This window comes from Arthrobacter sp. TMT4-20 (assembly GCF_054510775.1).
In genome coordinates, this window is record NZ_JBTNDW010000003.1 from 143656 (window position 1) to 158929 (window position 15274).

A 15274-nucleotide genomic window follows, 5' to 3' on the forward strand; every position below is an offset into this window, starting at 1 on the left:
GGCTGCCAGAGGGGCAGCCGCCGAAGGGAGAGCCGTGAAAGTCACCAAGATCCTGGCAATCGTTGCAGTCTCGTCTTCAACCATGTTCGTTGGCGCGTCGACCGCGATGGCAGCAACTGACGACATCGTGTTCGTCCCGTTCGACCAGGCGACGGTAGTAGACCCGGACACCGTCACCTTTGTCACCGGGGGCGTGATCGCAGCCGACGGCACAAACCTGTGCGCGGTCAACCCTGGGTCCATCGTGTTCCCGGATGGAACGTACCCCTGTTTCATCGATTTTCGATCCCCCGACCCGGACCCCGCACCTCAGGTGGGCCAGATGCCTGTGGGCGGCGTCGACACCGGGGTGGCTACGTCCGCCGGTCGGCTAGCAGCGGCAACCCCTGTCGCGGCGGGCATCGCCGCTGCTGGTGGTCTCGCTGCAGCCATCGTGTTGTTGCGCCAATACGCCGTTCGGAGCTAAGAGTCCTCACCCGATGCAGAACTCATTGCCCTCAGGATCGGCCATCGTGTACCAAACGTGGGGGCCTTGGCTCGCCTGGTAGAGAAACTGGGCACCCCGGCCCTCAAGCCGGGCCCTGAGCTCGTCTTTATCGTCACCGTCGAGGTTGATGTCCAGGTGGCAGCGGTTCTTGACAGTCTTCGGTTCAGGCACTGGCTGAAATAGCATCCGTAGCCTGCCCTTGTGGCTATCCTCCCCGGGGCGGCAGATGGCTGCGCCGTCGCGCCACACGCGCACCCCTTTGTGCACAATGAGCTCATCCGGCTGGGCCCAGCCCTTGGCCAGCACATCGTCGATGAAGGTCTGATCGGTGGGTTCCACCACCCACCCGAGCGTTTCAGCCCACCAGTCCGCCTGATCGTGGGTGTTGGTGCAGTCGAGGGTGATCTGGATGTTGTAGGTCATGGACCGACTTTAGGGACGGGAGGGGGCGGGCACTACCTCATCGCGGTCAGTAGCTGTCCGTGTGAGGCTCTGCTTTGGCGGTTGTTTCGGCGGTTCTCCAGTTTCTCGACGCTGAGGCGACACCCGGGACGCCCTAGGTGATGACCGCGGCGTGGCCGCTGATCAGAGCAGTCGCTTCGAGTACCGTGACCTCGAGCGTGCTGGGCCGACCCATTTCGATCCCTTGACGGATCGTGAAGCTGGCGCCCGCAGCTATCCGACCCTGTGCCCTGAGGTACCCGGCGAACGCTGCGGCCGCGGCACCGGTAGCGGGGTCTTCAACCACCCCGCCCCAGGGGAATGGATTCCGCGCCTGCCAGAGGCCGGGACCGGCGGGAGCTATCAGGGTTACCGTGATCCACGTATGCGTCCGACAGAGTTCCTGCAACGCAGCGAAGTGGTAGTCCAGAGTGCCAAGCGTTTCGGCATCCCTGACGACGACGACCGGATGGAGATTGCCACCAAATCCGATCCCGGGAAGATAATCGGGATGGAGCACCTCCCCTGTCCACCGCAGGCTGCTCAGAAGCAGCTTATGATCGTTGGCAGCCAGCGGTGAGCAGCTGATCGGCGGGCTCTCCAAAAAGCCCTGAAAGCCTCGACGGTCGCGTGAAGCCCTGACGTTCACCGGTCCCACCTTGGTGCGCAGCGTATAGGCGCCCAGTCCCGCGTCTTCCCCCAGTGCCACCGCCGTCGCGATTGTCGCGTGACCGCAGAAATCCACTTCGCCCATCGGCGCGAAGTAGCGGATCGGAATCGGGGAACCGGCGGTGATGGGTCCGGTGAGGAAGGCCGTTTCGCTGTAGCCGACGTCGGAAGCTATAGATTGCATTTGATCGTCAGAAAGATCCGCGGCCTCCATCACCACCCCGGCCGGGTTACCTCCCGCGGTTGAGGTGCTGAAGGCTGAGTAGCGTCGGACGGCAGGCGATGCGGATATCACTGATGGGGGGTGCTTCGATTGGTGGTCACACCCACATTTTGTCGAAAATCCACCGTCAGCGCGACAGGGTAGCCGGGGGTGTGCCCGGTGAGGTTGACGGCTTGCCCACACCGGGGCACGCTGGAGCCATGAGGAAGTAGCCTTGCACCTGCCTGTTCGGCCGGCGCCAACCGCCCGCTTCGAACCCGCGCGCCGCGACGCCTGCGCACTTTCCGATATCGCGAGGAACTCCTTTGACCGAACATATCCAACTTTCCGACGTGTCCCACGGCTATGGGGACCGCCTGCTGCTTGACCACGTCGACCTGACCGTCGGCCGTGGCGAACGGGTGGCAGTGGTCGGGGAGAATGGCGCCGGCAAGTCCACGCTGATGCGCCTGGTGGCCGGGCTCGAAACCCCCGATGGCGGACACATCTCAGTCCACGGAGCGGTCGGTCACCTGCCGCAGACACTTGACCATGCGCCGTCCGACACCGTCCAAACCGTGATTGACGCGGCCCTGAGCGGAATCCGGGCCCTCGAGGCGGAGCTGAGGAGGCGTGAAGCCTCCCTGGAATCGGCTGATTCAGACGAGCTGGAACACTACGGGGCACTCCAATCCGAATATGACCTGCATGAGGGCTACGCCGTCGACTCGCGGGTTGACGCAGCCCTCAGTCAGCTGGGGCTGGGCGGCCTGGAACGGGACCGCACCCTTGACACGCTCTCCGGCGGAGAACAGGAGCGCCTTGCGCTGGCTTGCCTGCTCGCCGACCCGGCCGCCATCCTCCTGCTGGACGAACCCACCAACCATCTTGACGACGACGCCGTCAGCTGGCTGGAACGGGAGCTCGCCGCCCACCGGGGCGCGGTCGTCGCCGTGTCCCACGACCGATCGTTCCTGCGCACCTTCGCGACGACCATCATTGAAGTGGACGGCGACCGCAGGGAACTCCGGCGGTATGGCGATGGATACGAGGGATACCTCCGGGCCAAGGTTGCTGAACGCAATCGGTGGGAACAGGAATACCAGCAATGGCTGGACGCCAAGGAAGCCGAACGAATGAAAGCCGCAGCGGTGGAGGGGCGGATGGGTTACGGGCGTCGACGCGACGGCGACAAGATGGGCTACGACTTCAAACAGGGCACCGTGCAGGAAGCCATCACCAGCCAGAAGCGAAACGCGCAGGAGCGGCTGCGGCGGCTGGAGGAGCGGCCGGTGGATCGACCGCCTCAGCCTTTGGCACTGTCCGCCCAGTTCGGCGGGCAGTCACTGACCGGGCCGGTGATCACACTTGAGGGCGTCGCGGTCGGTGATCGTCTGGCAGTGGGTTCGCTGACGGTAGGAGCCGGGGAGAACCTCCTGGTTACCGGACCCAACGGAGCGGGTAAAACGACTCTGCTTGACGTCGTGGCCGGGCTCTGCCCGGTGCAGGAGGGCACAGTGGTCCAGCGGGGCAGGCTCGGATACCTTCCGCAGGAGCTGCCCCCGCACCCCCGCCCGTCGATGCGGCTCCTGCCGGCCTTCGCCTCGGGTCTGCATGGCGACCTGGACGACCACGCCGACCGCCTCCTCAACCTTGGCCTGTTCCGCAGCGCCGACTTCCTGGTTCCCGTCGGGACCCTTTCCGCGGGCCAATACCGCAGGCTTGCACTGGCTCGCCTGCTGGTGGGGCGCTACGACGTCATCCTGTTCGACGAACCCACGAATCACCTCGCCCCGGTGCTGGTGGGGGAGCTCGAAGAGGCTCTGGCCGGGTACGACGGCACCCTCGTCGTCGCCAGCCACGACCGCGACCTCCGGCGGTGGTTCACCGGTCTCCCCGGCGCGAAGGAGTTGCGGCTTGAGGCCGGCCGGGTCGCGGGTCCGCCGGAATAGTTGCGGCACCGCACACAAGCGGTGGGGCAACGCCGGCTTTGCGGGGGAGCCACTTTTCCGGACACATCTGTAATATAGAACGAACGGTCAGTAATTAGGCTGACCGTGTGACTTACACAATCGTTGATGATTCTGGAGGCAGGCATGGCCGAGGCATTTCTGGTCGGCGGGGTACGCACCCCGGTGGGACGCTACGGCGGAGCGCTTTCCGGGGTCAGGCCCGATGACCTCGCAGCGCTCGCGATCCGCGAGGCGGTGGCCCGCGCAGGTATCGACCCCGGGGAAATCGACGAAGTGATCTTCGGCAACGCCAACGGCGCCGGCGAGGAGAACCGCAACGTCGCACGCATGGCCTCGCTGCTCGCCGGACTCCCGGATACCGTTCCCGGAATCACCGTCAACCGGCTCTGCGCCTCAGGGTTGTCAGCCATCATTATGGCCTCCCACATGATCAAGTCCGGCGCCGCCGACATTGTGGTCGCCGGCGGCGTGGAATCCATGAGCCGTGCGCCCTGGGTGATGGAGAAGCCGGCCAAGGCGTTCGCCAAGCCGGGGGACGTGTTCGACACCTCGATCGGCTGGCGGTTCACCAACCCGTTGTTCGCGGCACAGGACAAGACCACCTACTCCATGCCGGAAACCGCGGAGGAGGTCGCCTCGGTGGACGGCATCACCCGCGACGACGCCGACGCCTTCGCCCTGCGGTCCCACCAGCGGGCACTCGCCGCGATTGAGGCGGGCCGCTTCCGCGACGAGATTGTGCCGGTGCAGACCCGCCACGGCAAGCGCGAGGTCACCGTCGACACCGACGAAGGACCCCGCGCCGAGACCACCCTCGACGTGCTCGCCGGACTTCGCCCGGTCGTCAAGAAGGACGGGGTGGTCACCGCCGGCAACTCCAGTTCACTGAACGACGGTGCCTCCGCCGTCGTCGTCGCCTCCGAAGCGGCAGTGAACCGGCTGGGCCTCGCCGCCCGCGCCCGCATCCTTGACGGTGCATCGGCGGGCGTCCCGCCGGCCATCATGGGCATCGGCCCGGTTCCGGCCACGCAAAAGGTACTCCAGCGCACCGGGCTGAGCATCAGCGATCTGACCTCCGTCGAACTCAACGAGGCCTTCGCCACCCAGTCCATCGCCTGCATCCGCCGGCTCGGACTCGATGAGGAACTGGTGAACCGCGACGGCGGTGCTATCGCTCTCGGCCACCCCCTCGGATCGTCGGGGTCCCGGCTCGCGATCACGCTGCTCGGCCGCCTGGAACGCGAGGCACGCGGTGAGGGCCGGGCGATTGGGCTGGCCACCATGTGCGTCGGTGTGGGGCAGGGCACCGCCATGCTGCTGGAGCGCGTCTGATGGACCAGTTCACCACGCTGCGGGTCACTGACGACGGCGACCGCCTCACCGTCCAACTGCACCGCCCCGAGGTCCGTAACGCCATCGACCAGACGATGGTCGATGAACTGCATGCTGTGTGTGAGGTGCTGGAGAAGCGGCCGCGGATCCTCATCCTCACGGGAAGTAACGGCGTGTTTGCCTCAGGCGCCGACATCGCCCAGCTGCGGGAACGACGCCGGGACGATGCGCTCGCCGGGATCAACTCCACCCTCTTTGCCCGCATTGCCCGGCTCCCCCTGCCGGTCATCGCCGCGTTGGACGGGTATGCCCTCGGCGGAGGCGCCGAGTTGGCCTACGCCGCTGACTTCAGGATCGGCACGCCCAGCCTGAAGCTCGGTAACCCTGAAACCGGCCTCGGAATTCTGGCTGCCGCGGGCGCTACCTGGCGGCTCCGGGAACTGGTCGGCGAACCACTGGCGAAGGAAATCCTCCTCGCCGGGCGGATCCTGGGCGCCGATGAGGCCCTCGCTGTCAGGCTGATCACCGAAATCCACGAACCCGAGGCACTCCTCGCGGGCGCCAATGCGCTCGCCGACCGGATTGCACGGCAGGACCCACTGGCCGTCCGCATCACCAAATCCGTGTTCCACGCCCCGCCCGAGGCCCACCCGGTTATTGACCAGTTAGCCCAGGGCATCCTGTTTGAATCCGAGGCGAAGTTCGACCGGATGCAGGCATTCCTCGACAGGAAGAAAAGATGACTACAGCAATCCCCAGCGCAGCCCGCATCCCCGACATCGTTGGCGTCCTGGGTGGCGGCCGGATGGGCGCGGGCATCGCCCACGCCTTCTGCACAGCGGGTGCCACCGTTGTCGTCGTCGAGCGCGACGACGATGCCGCCGAGGCGGCACGGCAGCGTGTCCTCGACGCACTCGGTAAAAGCGTGCAGCGCGGAACCACATCGGAGGATCTCCAGACGCTCTCGGCGCGGGTTTCCGTGTCGGTTGACTACGCGGCGTTCGAAACCTGCGGGCTGGTGGTGGAAGCGGTCCCCGAGGACGCCGAGCTGAAGGCAGCCGCCCTCACAGCGGTCGAGGAACGGTTGACGTCCAACGCATGGCTGGCGACCAACACCTCGTCCCTGTCGGTCAGCTCACTGGCCGGGAAGCTCCAACGGCCGGAGCGGTTCTGCGGGCTGCACTTCTTCAACCCGGTGCCCGCCTCAACGCTGATCGAGGTGGTCCTGGCCCAGCAGACCTCCGACGAGCTCGCCGACGCAGCGCGCGGCTGGGTGGAACTGCTCGGGAAAACCCCGGTGGTCGTCAAGGATGCGCCCGGCTTCGCCAGTTCCCGGTTGGGCGTCGCAATCGCCCTCGAGGCGATGCGGATGGTCGAGGAGGGTGTCGCCTCGGCCGAAGACATCGACACCGCCATGGTGCTGGGCTACAAACACCCGGTGGGTCCGTTGCGTACCACCGACCTGGTGGGCCTGGATGTCCGGCTCGGCATCGCTGAATATCTCGAATCAACCCTGGGGGAACGCTTCGCGCCGCCGCAGCTACTGCGTGACAAGGTGGCCCGCGGCGAGCTCGGCCGGAAGTCAGGTAAAGGGTTCTTCGACTGGACCGAGTGAGCCGGAAACGGTCGAAGAACACCCCTCCGCTGGCGTCCCGGCGCTACCGCCACAGAGTATTCAGGTTCACTGCGCTGCGGATCGCCTTGAAATAACCGGACTCGTACCCCTTGGCATTCGGGTGCAGGTCGTCGATGGCGGTGAACCCGGTATACGTGATCCACGGATCCCGGGTGCCAATACCGTGGCCCGTGAACCTCTTCGCCACGTCCACATACTGCAGTCCGTTGGCTTCGGCGGTGTGCTTGATGACCGCGTTGAGCGCATCGGTACCGTCATTGAACAACCGCTGTGCCTCGGTACTGAGCAGTACCTCCGATCCGGACTTTGGCGAGAACAGGTGCGGGTACCCGGTGACCACAATTGTGGCGTTCGGCGCGGCAGTGCGCAGCTCCCCGTACAGGTCATCGAGTGCCGCGGCCAGGCTGGTCTGCGCCTGGATCGTGCGGCCGTCGATTACCATTTGGCAGATTTTGAGTACCTGCGTGGCACACGCCCCCACTACGCCCCCAAAATCCAGGTCGTTGCCGCCCGCCGACACCGTGACGAGGTCCGTCTCAGCACCGATCTGCTCGTTGAGAACGAGTCCTGCCAGCTGCTCAGGGACGTCGGGTACCGCGTCGTTGGGGTTTGCTGCGGCCTTCGCCCCGGAACAGGTGGCGTTGTAGGTCAACTCGATTTTGCGCTGCTCGTCGAGAAGGCCCGGTAGCCCTAGGGGAGACCGTCCGCAGGCAGGCTGGTCGAGATCGTAGAAGCCCGCGCCGAACCCGGCAGCGTAGGAATCGCCCAGGGCCACATAGTCGGCCGGGACCGGGGGGCCCTGGCTATGAGCGGCGGCGGGACCCGCGATCGTGCTGGCCAACAGGCCGACCGATAACGCCGCCGCAGCGGCAGAACGTCCGAACAGGGAGTGACGGGGAGTTTTCATGGCTGAAAGATACACCTGCAGTAGCTTTCTGGAAACAGGCCAGAAAAGAACCCTGCACCCGGACCGGCCGCAAATTGTTAGAGTGTGGTCATGACCTCCCAGCCGGGCCACACCGCTGATCCTGCCGCGGCCGAGGCCCGTGCCGTCCGGTGGGACGGCGCCGTCAACGCTCGGGATCTCGGCGGTCTCGACGGGATAATCCTACCCGGCCGCGTGTACCGGATGGGGCGACACGAATGGCTTTCCCCAACTGGCTGGCGACAGGCGTACGACGACGGCGTCCGCACCGTGGTCGACCTGCGCAACCCCGGCGAGTTCGGACGGCGCCCCGGTGACCCGGCTGTCGCTGCTGACACTCTGACCCGCTTCACGATCGTGAACCGTCCCACCGAGGACCAGTCCGACGCCGACTTCATGGAACTGGTTGGGCCGTACCTGAGCTCGCCTGAGCACTACCGGGAGAACCTGCGACGCTGGCCCGAGAAGATCGCCGCCGTGGTGCAGACAGTGATCGATGCACCCGACGGCGGCGTGATCATCCACTGCTCAGCTGGCCGGGACCGCACCGGCATGGTGACAGCCGTCATGCTGTCGGCGGCGGGCGTATCCGCCGATGAGATCGTGCAGGACTATGCCCTGGGAGTCCGCGGAATCAACCAGTTCTTCGCGACGCAGGAGACGCCGAAGGAGCCGCCGGCGTCCAAAGACGAACTGCAGAAGCGGCTGGACCGTTCCGCAGCGCACCTGCATCAGCTGCTCTCCCAACTCGACGCGGCCCAGTACCTCCTGGACGCCGGGCTGACCCCGTCGGCAGTGGCGGCGTTGAGGAACCGGTTGACCTCGGGCGCCTAGCGGCGGTCGATGATCAGATTGGTGATCCGCAGGCTGCACAGCCGCGCGCCGTCGTCGTTGGTCAGCACCACCTCGTGGGTGGTGAGGGTGCCGCCCAGATGGATGGGGGTCGCTGTGATGGTGACCAGTCCTTCGCGGGCGGACTTGTGATGGGTGGCCGACACGTCGACGCCGACGGCGGTCTTTCCCATGGTGCTGGCGTGGATGACTGCCGCCCAGGACCCCACAGCCTCGCCGACGGCGAGCGACGCGCCGCCGTGCAAAAGCCCGAAGGACTGCCGGTTGCCTGCCACCGGCATGGTGGCGACCACCCGCTCAACCGACTGCTCGAGGATTTTCACGCCCATCTTCTCGTCGAGTTCGCCGAGCTGGATCTGCCAGGTCTGGTGAGTCACCGAAGGGCTCCTTTGAGGGATGTGGAAAGGCCAGTTAATGTACGCTGGACATATTACCGAACGTCCGTTCAGTTATCCTCCTCACGGAGGGCGGGCGCCGCTACCCACAGGTGAAAGGCAAGTCGACGATGACTTCAACAGCCGTACGCGTGCAGACAGTTCCCAGCTTCATCGAGGATGCCTGGTGGACGCCAGACGCTACCTCCCTGACAGAACGCAACAGCGCCGAAGTCCGGGACGCGAGCACCGGTGAGACGCTGGCGGTGGTCAGCACCGAGGGACTCGACGTCGCCCGGGTAGTCGACTATGCCCGGACCACCGGGCAGCAGACCCTCGGCAAGTTCACCTTCCACCAGCGCGCACTGATGCTCAAGGCGCTGGCTCAGTTCCTCAACGACCAGCGCACCTCGCTGTATGAACTGTCGGCCCGGACCGGTGCGACGAAAATCGATTCCATGGTCGACATCGACGGCGGAATCGGGGTGCTCTTCACCTTCGGATCGAAGGGCCGCCGCGAGCTGCCCAACTCCAACGTCGTGGTGGATGGGCCGCCGGAAACCCTCTCGAAGGACGGCACCTTCCTCGGCGAACACATTTACACGCGCATCCCGGGCGCGGCCGTGCAAATCAACGCCTTCAACTTCCCAGTCTGGGGCATGCTCGAGAAGCTGGCTCCGGCCTTCCTGGCCGGCGTTCCCACCATCGTCAAACCGGCGACACCAACCGGGTACCTGACCGCCGCCGTCGTGAAATTCATCATCGAGTCCAACATCCTCCCGCAGGGCGCGCTGCAGCTGATTTCCGGATCCGCCCGGGACCTGCTCGACTACCTGGACTACCGGGATCTGGTCTCGTTCACGGGGTCGGCGTCGACCGCCAACAAGCTGAAGTCCCACGACAACGTGGTGCACGGCGGCGTCCGCTTCACCTCCGAAACCGATTCGCTCAACGCGGCCATCCTGGGCGAGGACGCCGTCCCGGGCACCCCCGAGTTTGACGCCTTCATCAAATCCCTCGTCACTGAGATCACGGTCAAGGCCGGACAGAAGTGCACGAGCATCCGCCGCACCATCGTGCCCAAGACCCTGGTGAACGACGTCGTCGCCGCCGCCCGGGACCGCATTGAACAGCGCATCGTGCTCGGCGACCCGCGTGCCGAGGGCGTCACGATGGGCGCCCTGGCCTCCCTGGACCAGCTCAGGGATGTCCGCTCCGCCGTCGAAACCATGATCGCCGCGGGCGGGGAGCTCGCCTACGGCACGCTCGACGCGCCCCGTGTCACCCGCGCCGACGGCACCGTGGACACCGCCGTCGAGGGCGCCTTCATGTCCCCGGTACTGCTGACCTGGGAGAACGCCGAAGCCATCGAGCTGCACACGGTTGAAGCGTTCGGCCCGGTCGCTTCGGTCATCGGGTATGACGACGCCGCGCACGCCGTGCGGCTCGCCGCCCTGGGCGCCGGATCACTCGTGGCGACGGTTTGCACCAACGACCCCGCCGTGGCCCGGGAGCTGGTTCTTGGCATCGCCGCCCACCACGGGCGCGTGCTGATGCTCAACCGGGAAGACGCCCGCAGCTCCACCGGGCACGGCTCGCCCGTGCCGCACCTGGTCCACGGCGGTCCGGGCCGCGCCGGCGGTGGCGAGGAACTCGGCGGCATCCGCTCGGTGCTGCACCACATGCAGCGCACGGCCATCCAGGGCTCCCCGAACATGCTCACCGCGGTCACCGGGGTCTGGCATACCGGTGCTGAGCGCCGTTTTGATGGCACCCACCCGTTCCGGAAGGATCTTGCCGCCCTGCAGATTGGCGACGCCATCCGCTCGGACCTGCGGCAGGTAACCCTTGAGGACATCACCGCGTTCGCCAATACCACCGGGGACACCTTCTACGCGCACACCAACGAGGAAGCCGCAGCCGCGAACCCGTTCTTCCCGGGCATCGTGGCACACGGCTACCTGCTGTTGTCCTGGGGTGCGGGGCTGTTCGTCGATCCCGCTCCGGGGCCGGTCCTCGCGAACTACGGGCTGGAGAACCTGCGGTTCATCACCCCGGTCGCTGCCGGGGACTCCATCCGGGTCACCCTGACGGCCAAACGGATTACCCCGCGCGAGGACGAAGAATACGGGGAAGTGGCCTGGGACGCTGTGCTGCACAACCAGGATGACGAGATCGTCGCGACCTACGACGTCCTGACCCTCGTCGAGAAGTAGGCCGAGCCGAGCCCTCCGAGCCCTCCGCCGAGCGGTCAGCTCCGGTGGGTGCGGAGTGCCCTCCCGCCACAGTTGGCGGGAGGGCTGTTGCGGGGGTGTGCGGGCTAGGAGCGGTGGAGTCCGTCGAAGACCATGGTGATGACGTCGTCGGCCAGCTTCTCGGGCGACACGGCACCGCCGGGTTTGTACCACTCGACAATCGAGTTGATCGTGCCGAACAGCAGGCGGGTGGTGGTGCGCGGGTCGATGTCGGACCGCAGGGAACCCTCGGTCCGTGCCGCGTCGACCAGCGCCGCCACCTGCCGGTCAAAGGCACGACGGCGCTCCAGGGCGCCCCGCTCCACCTCCGTGTTCCCGCGCAGCCGCAGCAGCAGGGTGACGAAGGGGAGCCGCTCGATCAGGACGGCGATGGTGCCCCGCAGCACGAACTCCAGCCGGGCATCGGCCTTGCCCGAGGTCGCTGCGGGATCGGTCAGCACCGCCTCCAGCCCGCCCAGCGCATGATCCAGCGCCAGACGCAGCAGGTCCCCTTTGGAGGGGACGTGATGGTAAATGGCTGACTTGCTGATCCCCAGGTTTTCGGCGAGGACGCCCATCGACGTGGCTTCGTATCCGTGCCGGTTGAACACGTCGACGGCGATGGTGAGGACAGCCTGCTGGTCATAGCCGGGCCGGCCGCGCCGGTTGGCCGCCGGGGGAGCGGTTGGCATCAGGCGCCGGCCTTGGGCCGCAGGTCGTAGATCCGCCGGAGTTTGCCGCTGGACCGGGCGAGCGAACCGGGCTCGGCGATGGTGACGGCGCAGCTGGAGCCGATGTGAATCTTGATCTGTTCGCTGAGGGTGCTGGCAGCGGTTTCGGCGTCGTGCGCCGAGACTCCCTCACGCGGCTCGATCTTGACGGTCATCGCATCCATCCGCTGGCCTTCAGGCCGCGTGATTTCCAACTGGAAGTGCGGACTGAGCGCTGGGATGCGCAGTGCGATTTCCTCGATCTGGGTGGGGAAAAGGTTGACCCCGCGGAGGATGATCATGTCGTCGCTGCGTCCGGTGATGCGGCCCATCCGGCGCATCCCGGGCCGTGCGGTGCCGGGCAGCAGCCGGGTCAGGTCGTGGGTGCGGTACCTGATGATGGGCAGGGCCTCCTTGGTGAGGGAGGTGAAGACCAGCTCGCCGTGTTCGCCGTCGTTGAGCACGTTGTCGGTGAACGGGTCGATGATCTCGGGGCGGAAATGGTCTTCCCAGATGTGGGAGCCGTCCTTGCTCTCGACACATTCGCCTGCCACGCCCGGGCCCATCACCTCGGACAGGCCGTAGATGTCGCAGGCGTCGAACCCCATCCGGTTCTCCAGTTCGTGGCGCATCTCCTCGGTCCAGGGCTCAGCGCCGAGCACGGCCGTCTTCAGCGAGGTGCTCGCGGGGTCGATGCCCGCGGCTGCCATGGCGTCGAGGATGGTGAGTAGGTAGGTGGGGGTGGCGAGGATGGCGTCGGGCTCGAAGTCCTTGATGAGCTGGACCTGGCGTTCGGTCTGCCCACCCGAAATGGGGATGACGGTGCAGCCGAGTTTTTCGGCACCGAAGTGGGCGCCGAGGCCGCCGGTGAAGAGCCCGTAACCGTAGGCGTTGTGCACCTTGTCGCCCTTCTTGACCCCTGATGCCCGCAGGGACCGCGCCACGAGGGTGGCCCAGCGGTCCAGGTCGCCAGCAGTGTAGCCGACCACTGTGGGCCGCCCTGTGGTGCCCGACGATGCGTGGATGCGTGCCACCTGGGGCTGCGGGACGGCGAACATGCCGAACGGGTAGGTGCGCCGCAGGTCCTCCTTGGTGGTGTACGGGAAGAGCGACAAATCGCTGAGTTCTTTAAGATCCGTCGGGTGAACCCCTGCCGCATCGAACTTGTCCTTGTACAACTGGACCCTGTCGTAGGCATACTGCACAGTGTGCTGGAGCCTGGTCAGCTGCAGGGCTTCGATCTGGTCCCTCGACATCAGTTCCTCGGCGTCGAGGGTTGAGGGATCGGCGGCTGAGGCCTTGAGTGCCGTGCTGGTCATGGGAGGCTCTTTTCTGTGGTGGTGACAGCGGCGCTGCTGGGCTTGGCGAGCTGGGGATTGGGGATGGTCCGGGAACGGCCACGGAACTCGGCAATCGCCCGGGTGCCGTTCTCGTTTTCCGCGGAGACGGAAATGTCGTAAAGGCCGCTACGCCCGGCTGAGGCGCGCCGGTTAGCGGTGGCGGTCAGCAGATCCCCGGGATGGGCCGAGGCCAGGAAGGTGACGTCCGCGCCCGAGGCGACGGTAATGGTGTCCGTTTCACCGATGGGGTTGCAGGCCAGGGCGAAGGCCGAGTCGGCGAGGGCAAAGACCATCCCGCCGTGGGCGATGCCGAACCCGTTGAGCATGTCGGGGCGAAGGCGCATGGTGATGATCGCGCGGCCATCGGCCAGGTCGACGACGTCGATGCCTAACCAGCGGGAGGCATGATCCTGCTCGAGGATAGGATGCGTGTGTCGGGCACCGGTGTCCGCCATTGGAGCCTCACTGTTTTGACCGGACTAGCTGACCGGTCTGGTTATTAGTGACCGAATGGTCATTAGGTAACTCACTTAGGTAATACCGGCAGGCGGCGCGGTGTCAAGCGATGGTCCAGCGCCTAAGACCTTCCCTTAGGTCTTTGGCGGCGACCTCGGAGATAACGATTGCATTACGGCCGTTCGTGCCGCGGGCCCCTGACTAGGCGCGATGGTGGCGGGGCAATCGTATTTCGAGTGCGTGGAAGCGCTCCCACTTGACATGAGACGCAGGTCACTCAAGGATGATTCCAGGGCGTGAGAGCGCTCCCATGACGATTCAGGTCATCACCCGACAAAGGAGTCACCCCGTGCACAATCGAGCCAGATTCACCGCGCTATCAGCCAGCGCAGTTTGCCTAGCCCTCGCCGTCTCAGCCTGCGGTTCCAATTCAGCCCCGGCGGGCAATATCGACGACGCTACCGGCGAGTCAGACGTCACTCTCACCGTTGCCACCTTCAACGAGTTCGGGTACGAAGACCTCTTCACCGAATACGAAGAACTCAACGACAACGTGACCATCGAACACAAAAAGGCGGCCACCTCCAACGAGGCCCGCGACAACCTCACCACCCGGCTGGCCGCAGGGTCGGGACTCTCCGACATCGAAGCGATCGAGGTTGACTGGCTGGCGGAGCTGATGGAATTCCCCGACCAGTTCGCTGACCTCGCCGACCCTGCGGTCGACGGCCGCTGGCTGGACTGGAAGACCGAGGCCGCCACCACCCCGGATGGCAAGCTCATCGGCTACGGCACCGATGTGGGCCCCCAGGGTGTCTGCTACCGGGCCGACCTCTTTGAGGACGCTGGCCTGCCCACCGACCGGGACGAAGTCGCTGCGCTACTGGGCGGCACCTGGGACAGCTACTTTGAGGCTGGACGGGACTTCGTCGCCGCCAGCGACGGAGTCGCCTGGTTCGATTCAGCCGGAGCCACCTACCAGGGCATGATCAACCAGGTTGAGAACGCCTACGAAAATGAGGACGGCACGGTCATCGCCGCCGATAACGCCGAGGTCAAGGAAATCTACGAGACCGTGGTCGCTGCCTCGGTGGATGACAACCTTTCCGCCCATCTGGGCCAGTGGAGCGAAGACTGGACGGCGGGATTCCAGTCCGATGCGTTTGCCACCATGCTGTGCCCCGGCTGGATGCTCGGTGTCATTGAGGGCAACGCCGAAGGCGTCGAAGGATGGGACATTGCCAATGTCTTCCCCGGCGGTGGCGGCAACTGGGGCGGGTCCTACCTGACGGTCCCCGTGCAGGGCGAAAAACAGGCCGAAGCCAAGAAGCTCGCCGACTGGCTCACCGCACCCGAACAGCAGATCAAGGCATTCAACGCGAAGGGCACCTTCCCCAGCCAGGTCGAGGCACTGGAAAGCACCGACCTGCTGGACGCGACCAACGAGTTCTTCAACGACGCACCCACCGGGGAGATCCTCGCCGAGCGGGCGCTGGCCGTGGACGTCACCCCCTTCAAGGGACCGAAGTACTTCCCCATCAACGATGCGATGCAGCAGGCCCTGACCCGTGTCGACGTCGACCAGACCGACGACGTCGCCTCCTCCTGGGACAAGTTCGTCACCGCGGTCAACGCGCTCTGAC

15 protein-coding genes are annotated in these 15274 nt (G+C 65.8%); 8 read left to right on the plus strand and 7 right to left on the minus strand.

Annotated features, from left to right (window positions below):
* Positions 1–34 precede the first annotated feature (34 nt).
* The gene (locus tag ACX80Z_RS04945; protein WP_459315084.1) at positions 35–466 is read left to right on the plus strand and encodes a hypothetical protein; all 432 of its coding nucleotides are present in this window, start codon (positions 35–37) and stop codon (positions 464–466) included.
* A gap of 6 nt (positions 467–472) precedes the next feature.
* On the opposite strand, the gene ACX80Z_RS04950 is transcribed toward ACX80Z_RS04945, so the two are convergent.
* Together ACX80Z_RS04950 and ACX80Z_RS04955 are read right to left on the minus strand one after the other, a co-directional pair.
* The gene (locus ACX80Z_RS04950) at positions 473–910 is read right to left on the minus strand and encodes a VOC family protein (protein ID WP_459315085.1); all 438 of its coding nucleotides are present in this window, start codon (positions 908–910) and stop codon (positions 473–475) included.
* 133 nt (positions 911–1043) lie between these two features.
* Positions 1044–2003 (minus strand): PhzF family phenazine biosynthesis protein, encoded by a 960-nt coding sequence (locus ACX80Z_RS04955; protein ID WP_459315086.1) that lies wholly within the window; start codon positions 2001–2003, stop codon positions 1044–1046.
* A gap of 122 nt (positions 2004–2125) precedes the next feature.
* Between ACX80Z_RS04955 and ACX80Z_RS04960 the strand changes: the two genes are divergently transcribed.
* The 4 genes from ACX80Z_RS04960 (at position 2126) to ACX80Z_RS04975 (ending at position 6719) form a co-directional block, all read left to right on the plus strand.
* On the plus strand, positions 2126–3751 hold the full coding sequence (locus ACX80Z_RS04960; protein WP_459315087.1) for an ABC-F family ATP-binding cassette domain-containing protein: 1626 nt from the start codon (positions 2126–2128) through the stop codon (positions 3749–3751).
* A gap of 144 nt (positions 3752–3895) precedes the next feature.
* Positions 3896–5104 carry a thiolase family protein gene (locus ACX80Z_RS04965; RefSeq protein ID WP_116778720.1) on the plus strand — a complete coding sequence of 403 codons (1209 nt, stop codon included), beginning with the start codon at positions 3896–3898 and terminating at the stop codon, positions 5102–5104.
* Positions 5104–5847, plus strand: coding sequence for an enoyl-CoA hydratase/isomerase family protein (locus ACX80Z_RS04970; RefSeq protein ID WP_459315088.1), 744 nt, complete (start codon positions 5104–5106; stop codon positions 5845–5847). The genes ACX80Z_RS04965 and ACX80Z_RS04970 overlap by 1 nt, the downstream gene beginning before the upstream one ends.
* The gene (locus ACX80Z_RS04975) at positions 5844–6719 is read left to right on the plus strand and encodes a 3-hydroxyacyl-CoA dehydrogenase family protein (protein WP_459303935.1); all 876 of its coding nucleotides are present in this window, start codon (positions 5844–5846) and stop codon (positions 6717–6719) included. Before ACX80Z_RS04970 ends, ACX80Z_RS04975 begins: the two co-directional genes overlap by 4 nt.
* A 43-nt stretch (positions 6720–6762) precedes the next feature.
* Here the strand turns inward: ACX80Z_RS04975 and ACX80Z_RS04980 are convergent, their stop codons facing one another.
* Positions 6763–7647: an SGNH/GDSL hydrolase family protein gene (locus ACX80Z_RS04980; protein ID WP_459315089.1), complete on the minus strand. Its 885-nt coding sequence runs from the start codon at positions 7645–7647 to the stop codon at positions 6763–6765.
* A 90-nt stretch (positions 7648–7737) separates the two neighbouring features.
* Here ACX80Z_RS04980 and ACX80Z_RS04985 point away from each other — a divergent pair, with 90 nt between their 5' ends.
* The gene (locus tag ACX80Z_RS04985; protein ID WP_459315090.1) at positions 7738–8499 is read left to right on the plus strand and encodes a tyrosine-protein phosphatase; all 762 of its coding nucleotides are present in this window, start codon (positions 7738–7740) and stop codon (positions 8497–8499) included.
* Here ACX80Z_RS04985 and ACX80Z_RS04990 read toward each other — a convergent pair.
* Positions 8496–8846: a PaaI family thioesterase gene (locus ACX80Z_RS04990; RefSeq protein WP_083850861.1), complete on the minus strand. Its 351-nt coding sequence runs from the start codon at positions 8844–8846 to the stop codon at positions 8496–8498. The genes ACX80Z_RS04985 and ACX80Z_RS04990 overlap by 4 nt on opposite strands.
* 176 nt (positions 8847–9022) lie before the next feature.
* Here ACX80Z_RS04990 and paaZ point away from each other — a divergent pair, with 176 nt between their 5' ends.
* On the plus strand, positions 9023–11107 hold the full coding sequence (paaZ, locus tag ACX80Z_RS04995) for a phenylacetic acid degradation bifunctional protein PaaZ (protein WP_459315091.1): 2085 nt from the start codon (positions 9023–9025) through the stop codon (positions 11105–11107).
* Positions 11108–11211: 104 nt separating this feature from the next.
* On the opposite strand, the gene ACX80Z_RS05000 is transcribed toward paaZ, so the two are convergent.
* From ACX80Z_RS05000 to paaI, 3 genes are read right to left on the minus strand one after another with little or no spacing between them, the layout of a single operon-like run.
* On the minus strand, positions 11212–11817 hold the full coding sequence (locus ACX80Z_RS05000) for a TetR/AcrR family transcriptional regulator (protein WP_019482382.1): 606 nt from the start codon (positions 11815–11817) through the stop codon (positions 11212–11214).
* Entirely contained in the window at positions 11817–13154 is a 1338-nt protein-coding gene (paaK, locus tag ACX80Z_RS05005) for a phenylacetate--CoA ligase PaaK (protein ID WP_116778714.1), read from the minus strand. The genes ACX80Z_RS05000 and paaK overlap by 1 nt, the downstream gene beginning before the upstream one ends.
* A complete protein-coding gene (gene paaI / locus ACX80Z_RS05010) occupies positions 13151–13630 on the minus strand; it encodes a hydroxyphenylacetyl-CoA thioesterase PaaI (protein WP_459303930.1) in 480 nt (159 codons plus the stop codon). Before paaI ends, paaK begins: the two co-directional genes overlap by 4 nt.
* A 311-nt stretch (positions 13631–13941) precedes the next feature.
* Here paaI and ACX80Z_RS05015 point away from each other — a divergent pair, with 311 nt between their 5' ends.
* Positions 13942–15273 (plus strand): ABC transporter substrate-binding protein, encoded by a 1332-nt coding sequence (locus ACX80Z_RS05015; protein ID WP_459315092.1) that lies wholly within the window; start codon positions 13942–13944, stop codon positions 15271–15273.
* Position 15274: the final 1 nt, after the last annotated feature.

What these genes read in the sequence shown, in the direction of transcription:
- ACX80Z_RS04975 (WP_459303935.1), top strand. Translation starts at nt 5,844, where the DNA reads ATGACTACAGCAATCCCCAGCGCAGCCCGCATCCCCGACATCGTTGGC.
- ACX80Z_RS04980 (WP_459315089.1), bottom strand. Translation starts at nt 7,647, where the DNA reads ATGAAAACTCCCCGTCACTCCCTGTTCGGACGTTCTGCCGCTGCGGCG.
- ACX80Z_RS04990 (WP_083850861.1), bottom strand. Translation starts at nt 8,846, where the DNA reads ATGGGCGTGAAAATCCTCGAGCAGTCGGTTGAGCGGGTGGTCGCCACC.
- ACX80Z_RS04985 (WP_459315090.1), top strand. Translation starts at nt 7,738, where the DNA reads ATGACCTCCCAGCCGGGCCACACCGCTGATCCTGCCGCGGCCGAGGCC.
- ACX80Z_RS05000 (WP_019482382.1), bottom strand. Translation starts at nt 11,817, where the DNA reads ATGCCAACCGCTCCCCCGGCGGCCAACCGGCGCGGCCGGCCCGGCTAT.
- ACX80Z_RS04970 (WP_459315088.1), top strand. Translation starts at nt 5,104, where the DNA reads ATGGACCAGTTCACCACGCTGCGGGTCACTGACGACGGCGACCGCCTC.
- ACX80Z_RS04965 (WP_116778720.1), top strand. Translation starts at nt 3,896, where the DNA reads ATGGCCGAGGCATTTCTGGTCGGCGGGGTACGCACCCCGGTGGGACGC.
- ACX80Z_RS05015 (WP_459315092.1), top strand. Translation starts at nt 13,942, where the DNA reads ATGACGATTCAGGTCATCACCCGACAAAGGAGTCACCCCGTGCACAAT.
- paaI (WP_459303930.1), bottom strand. Translation starts at nt 13,630, where the DNA reads ATGGCGGACACCGGTGCCCGACACACGCATCCTATCCTCGAGCAGGAT.
- paaZ (WP_459315091.1), top strand. Translation starts at nt 9,023, where the DNA reads ATGACTTCAACAGCCGTACGCGTGCAGACAGTTCCCAGCTTCATCGAG.
- ACX80Z_RS04950 (WP_459315085.1), bottom strand. Translation starts at nt 910, where the DNA reads ATGACCTACAACATCCAGATCACCCTCGACTGCACCAACACCCACGAT.
- paaK (WP_116778714.1), bottom strand. Translation starts at nt 13,154, where the DNA reads ATGACCAGCACGGCACTCAAGGCCTCAGCCGCCGATCCCTCAACCCTC.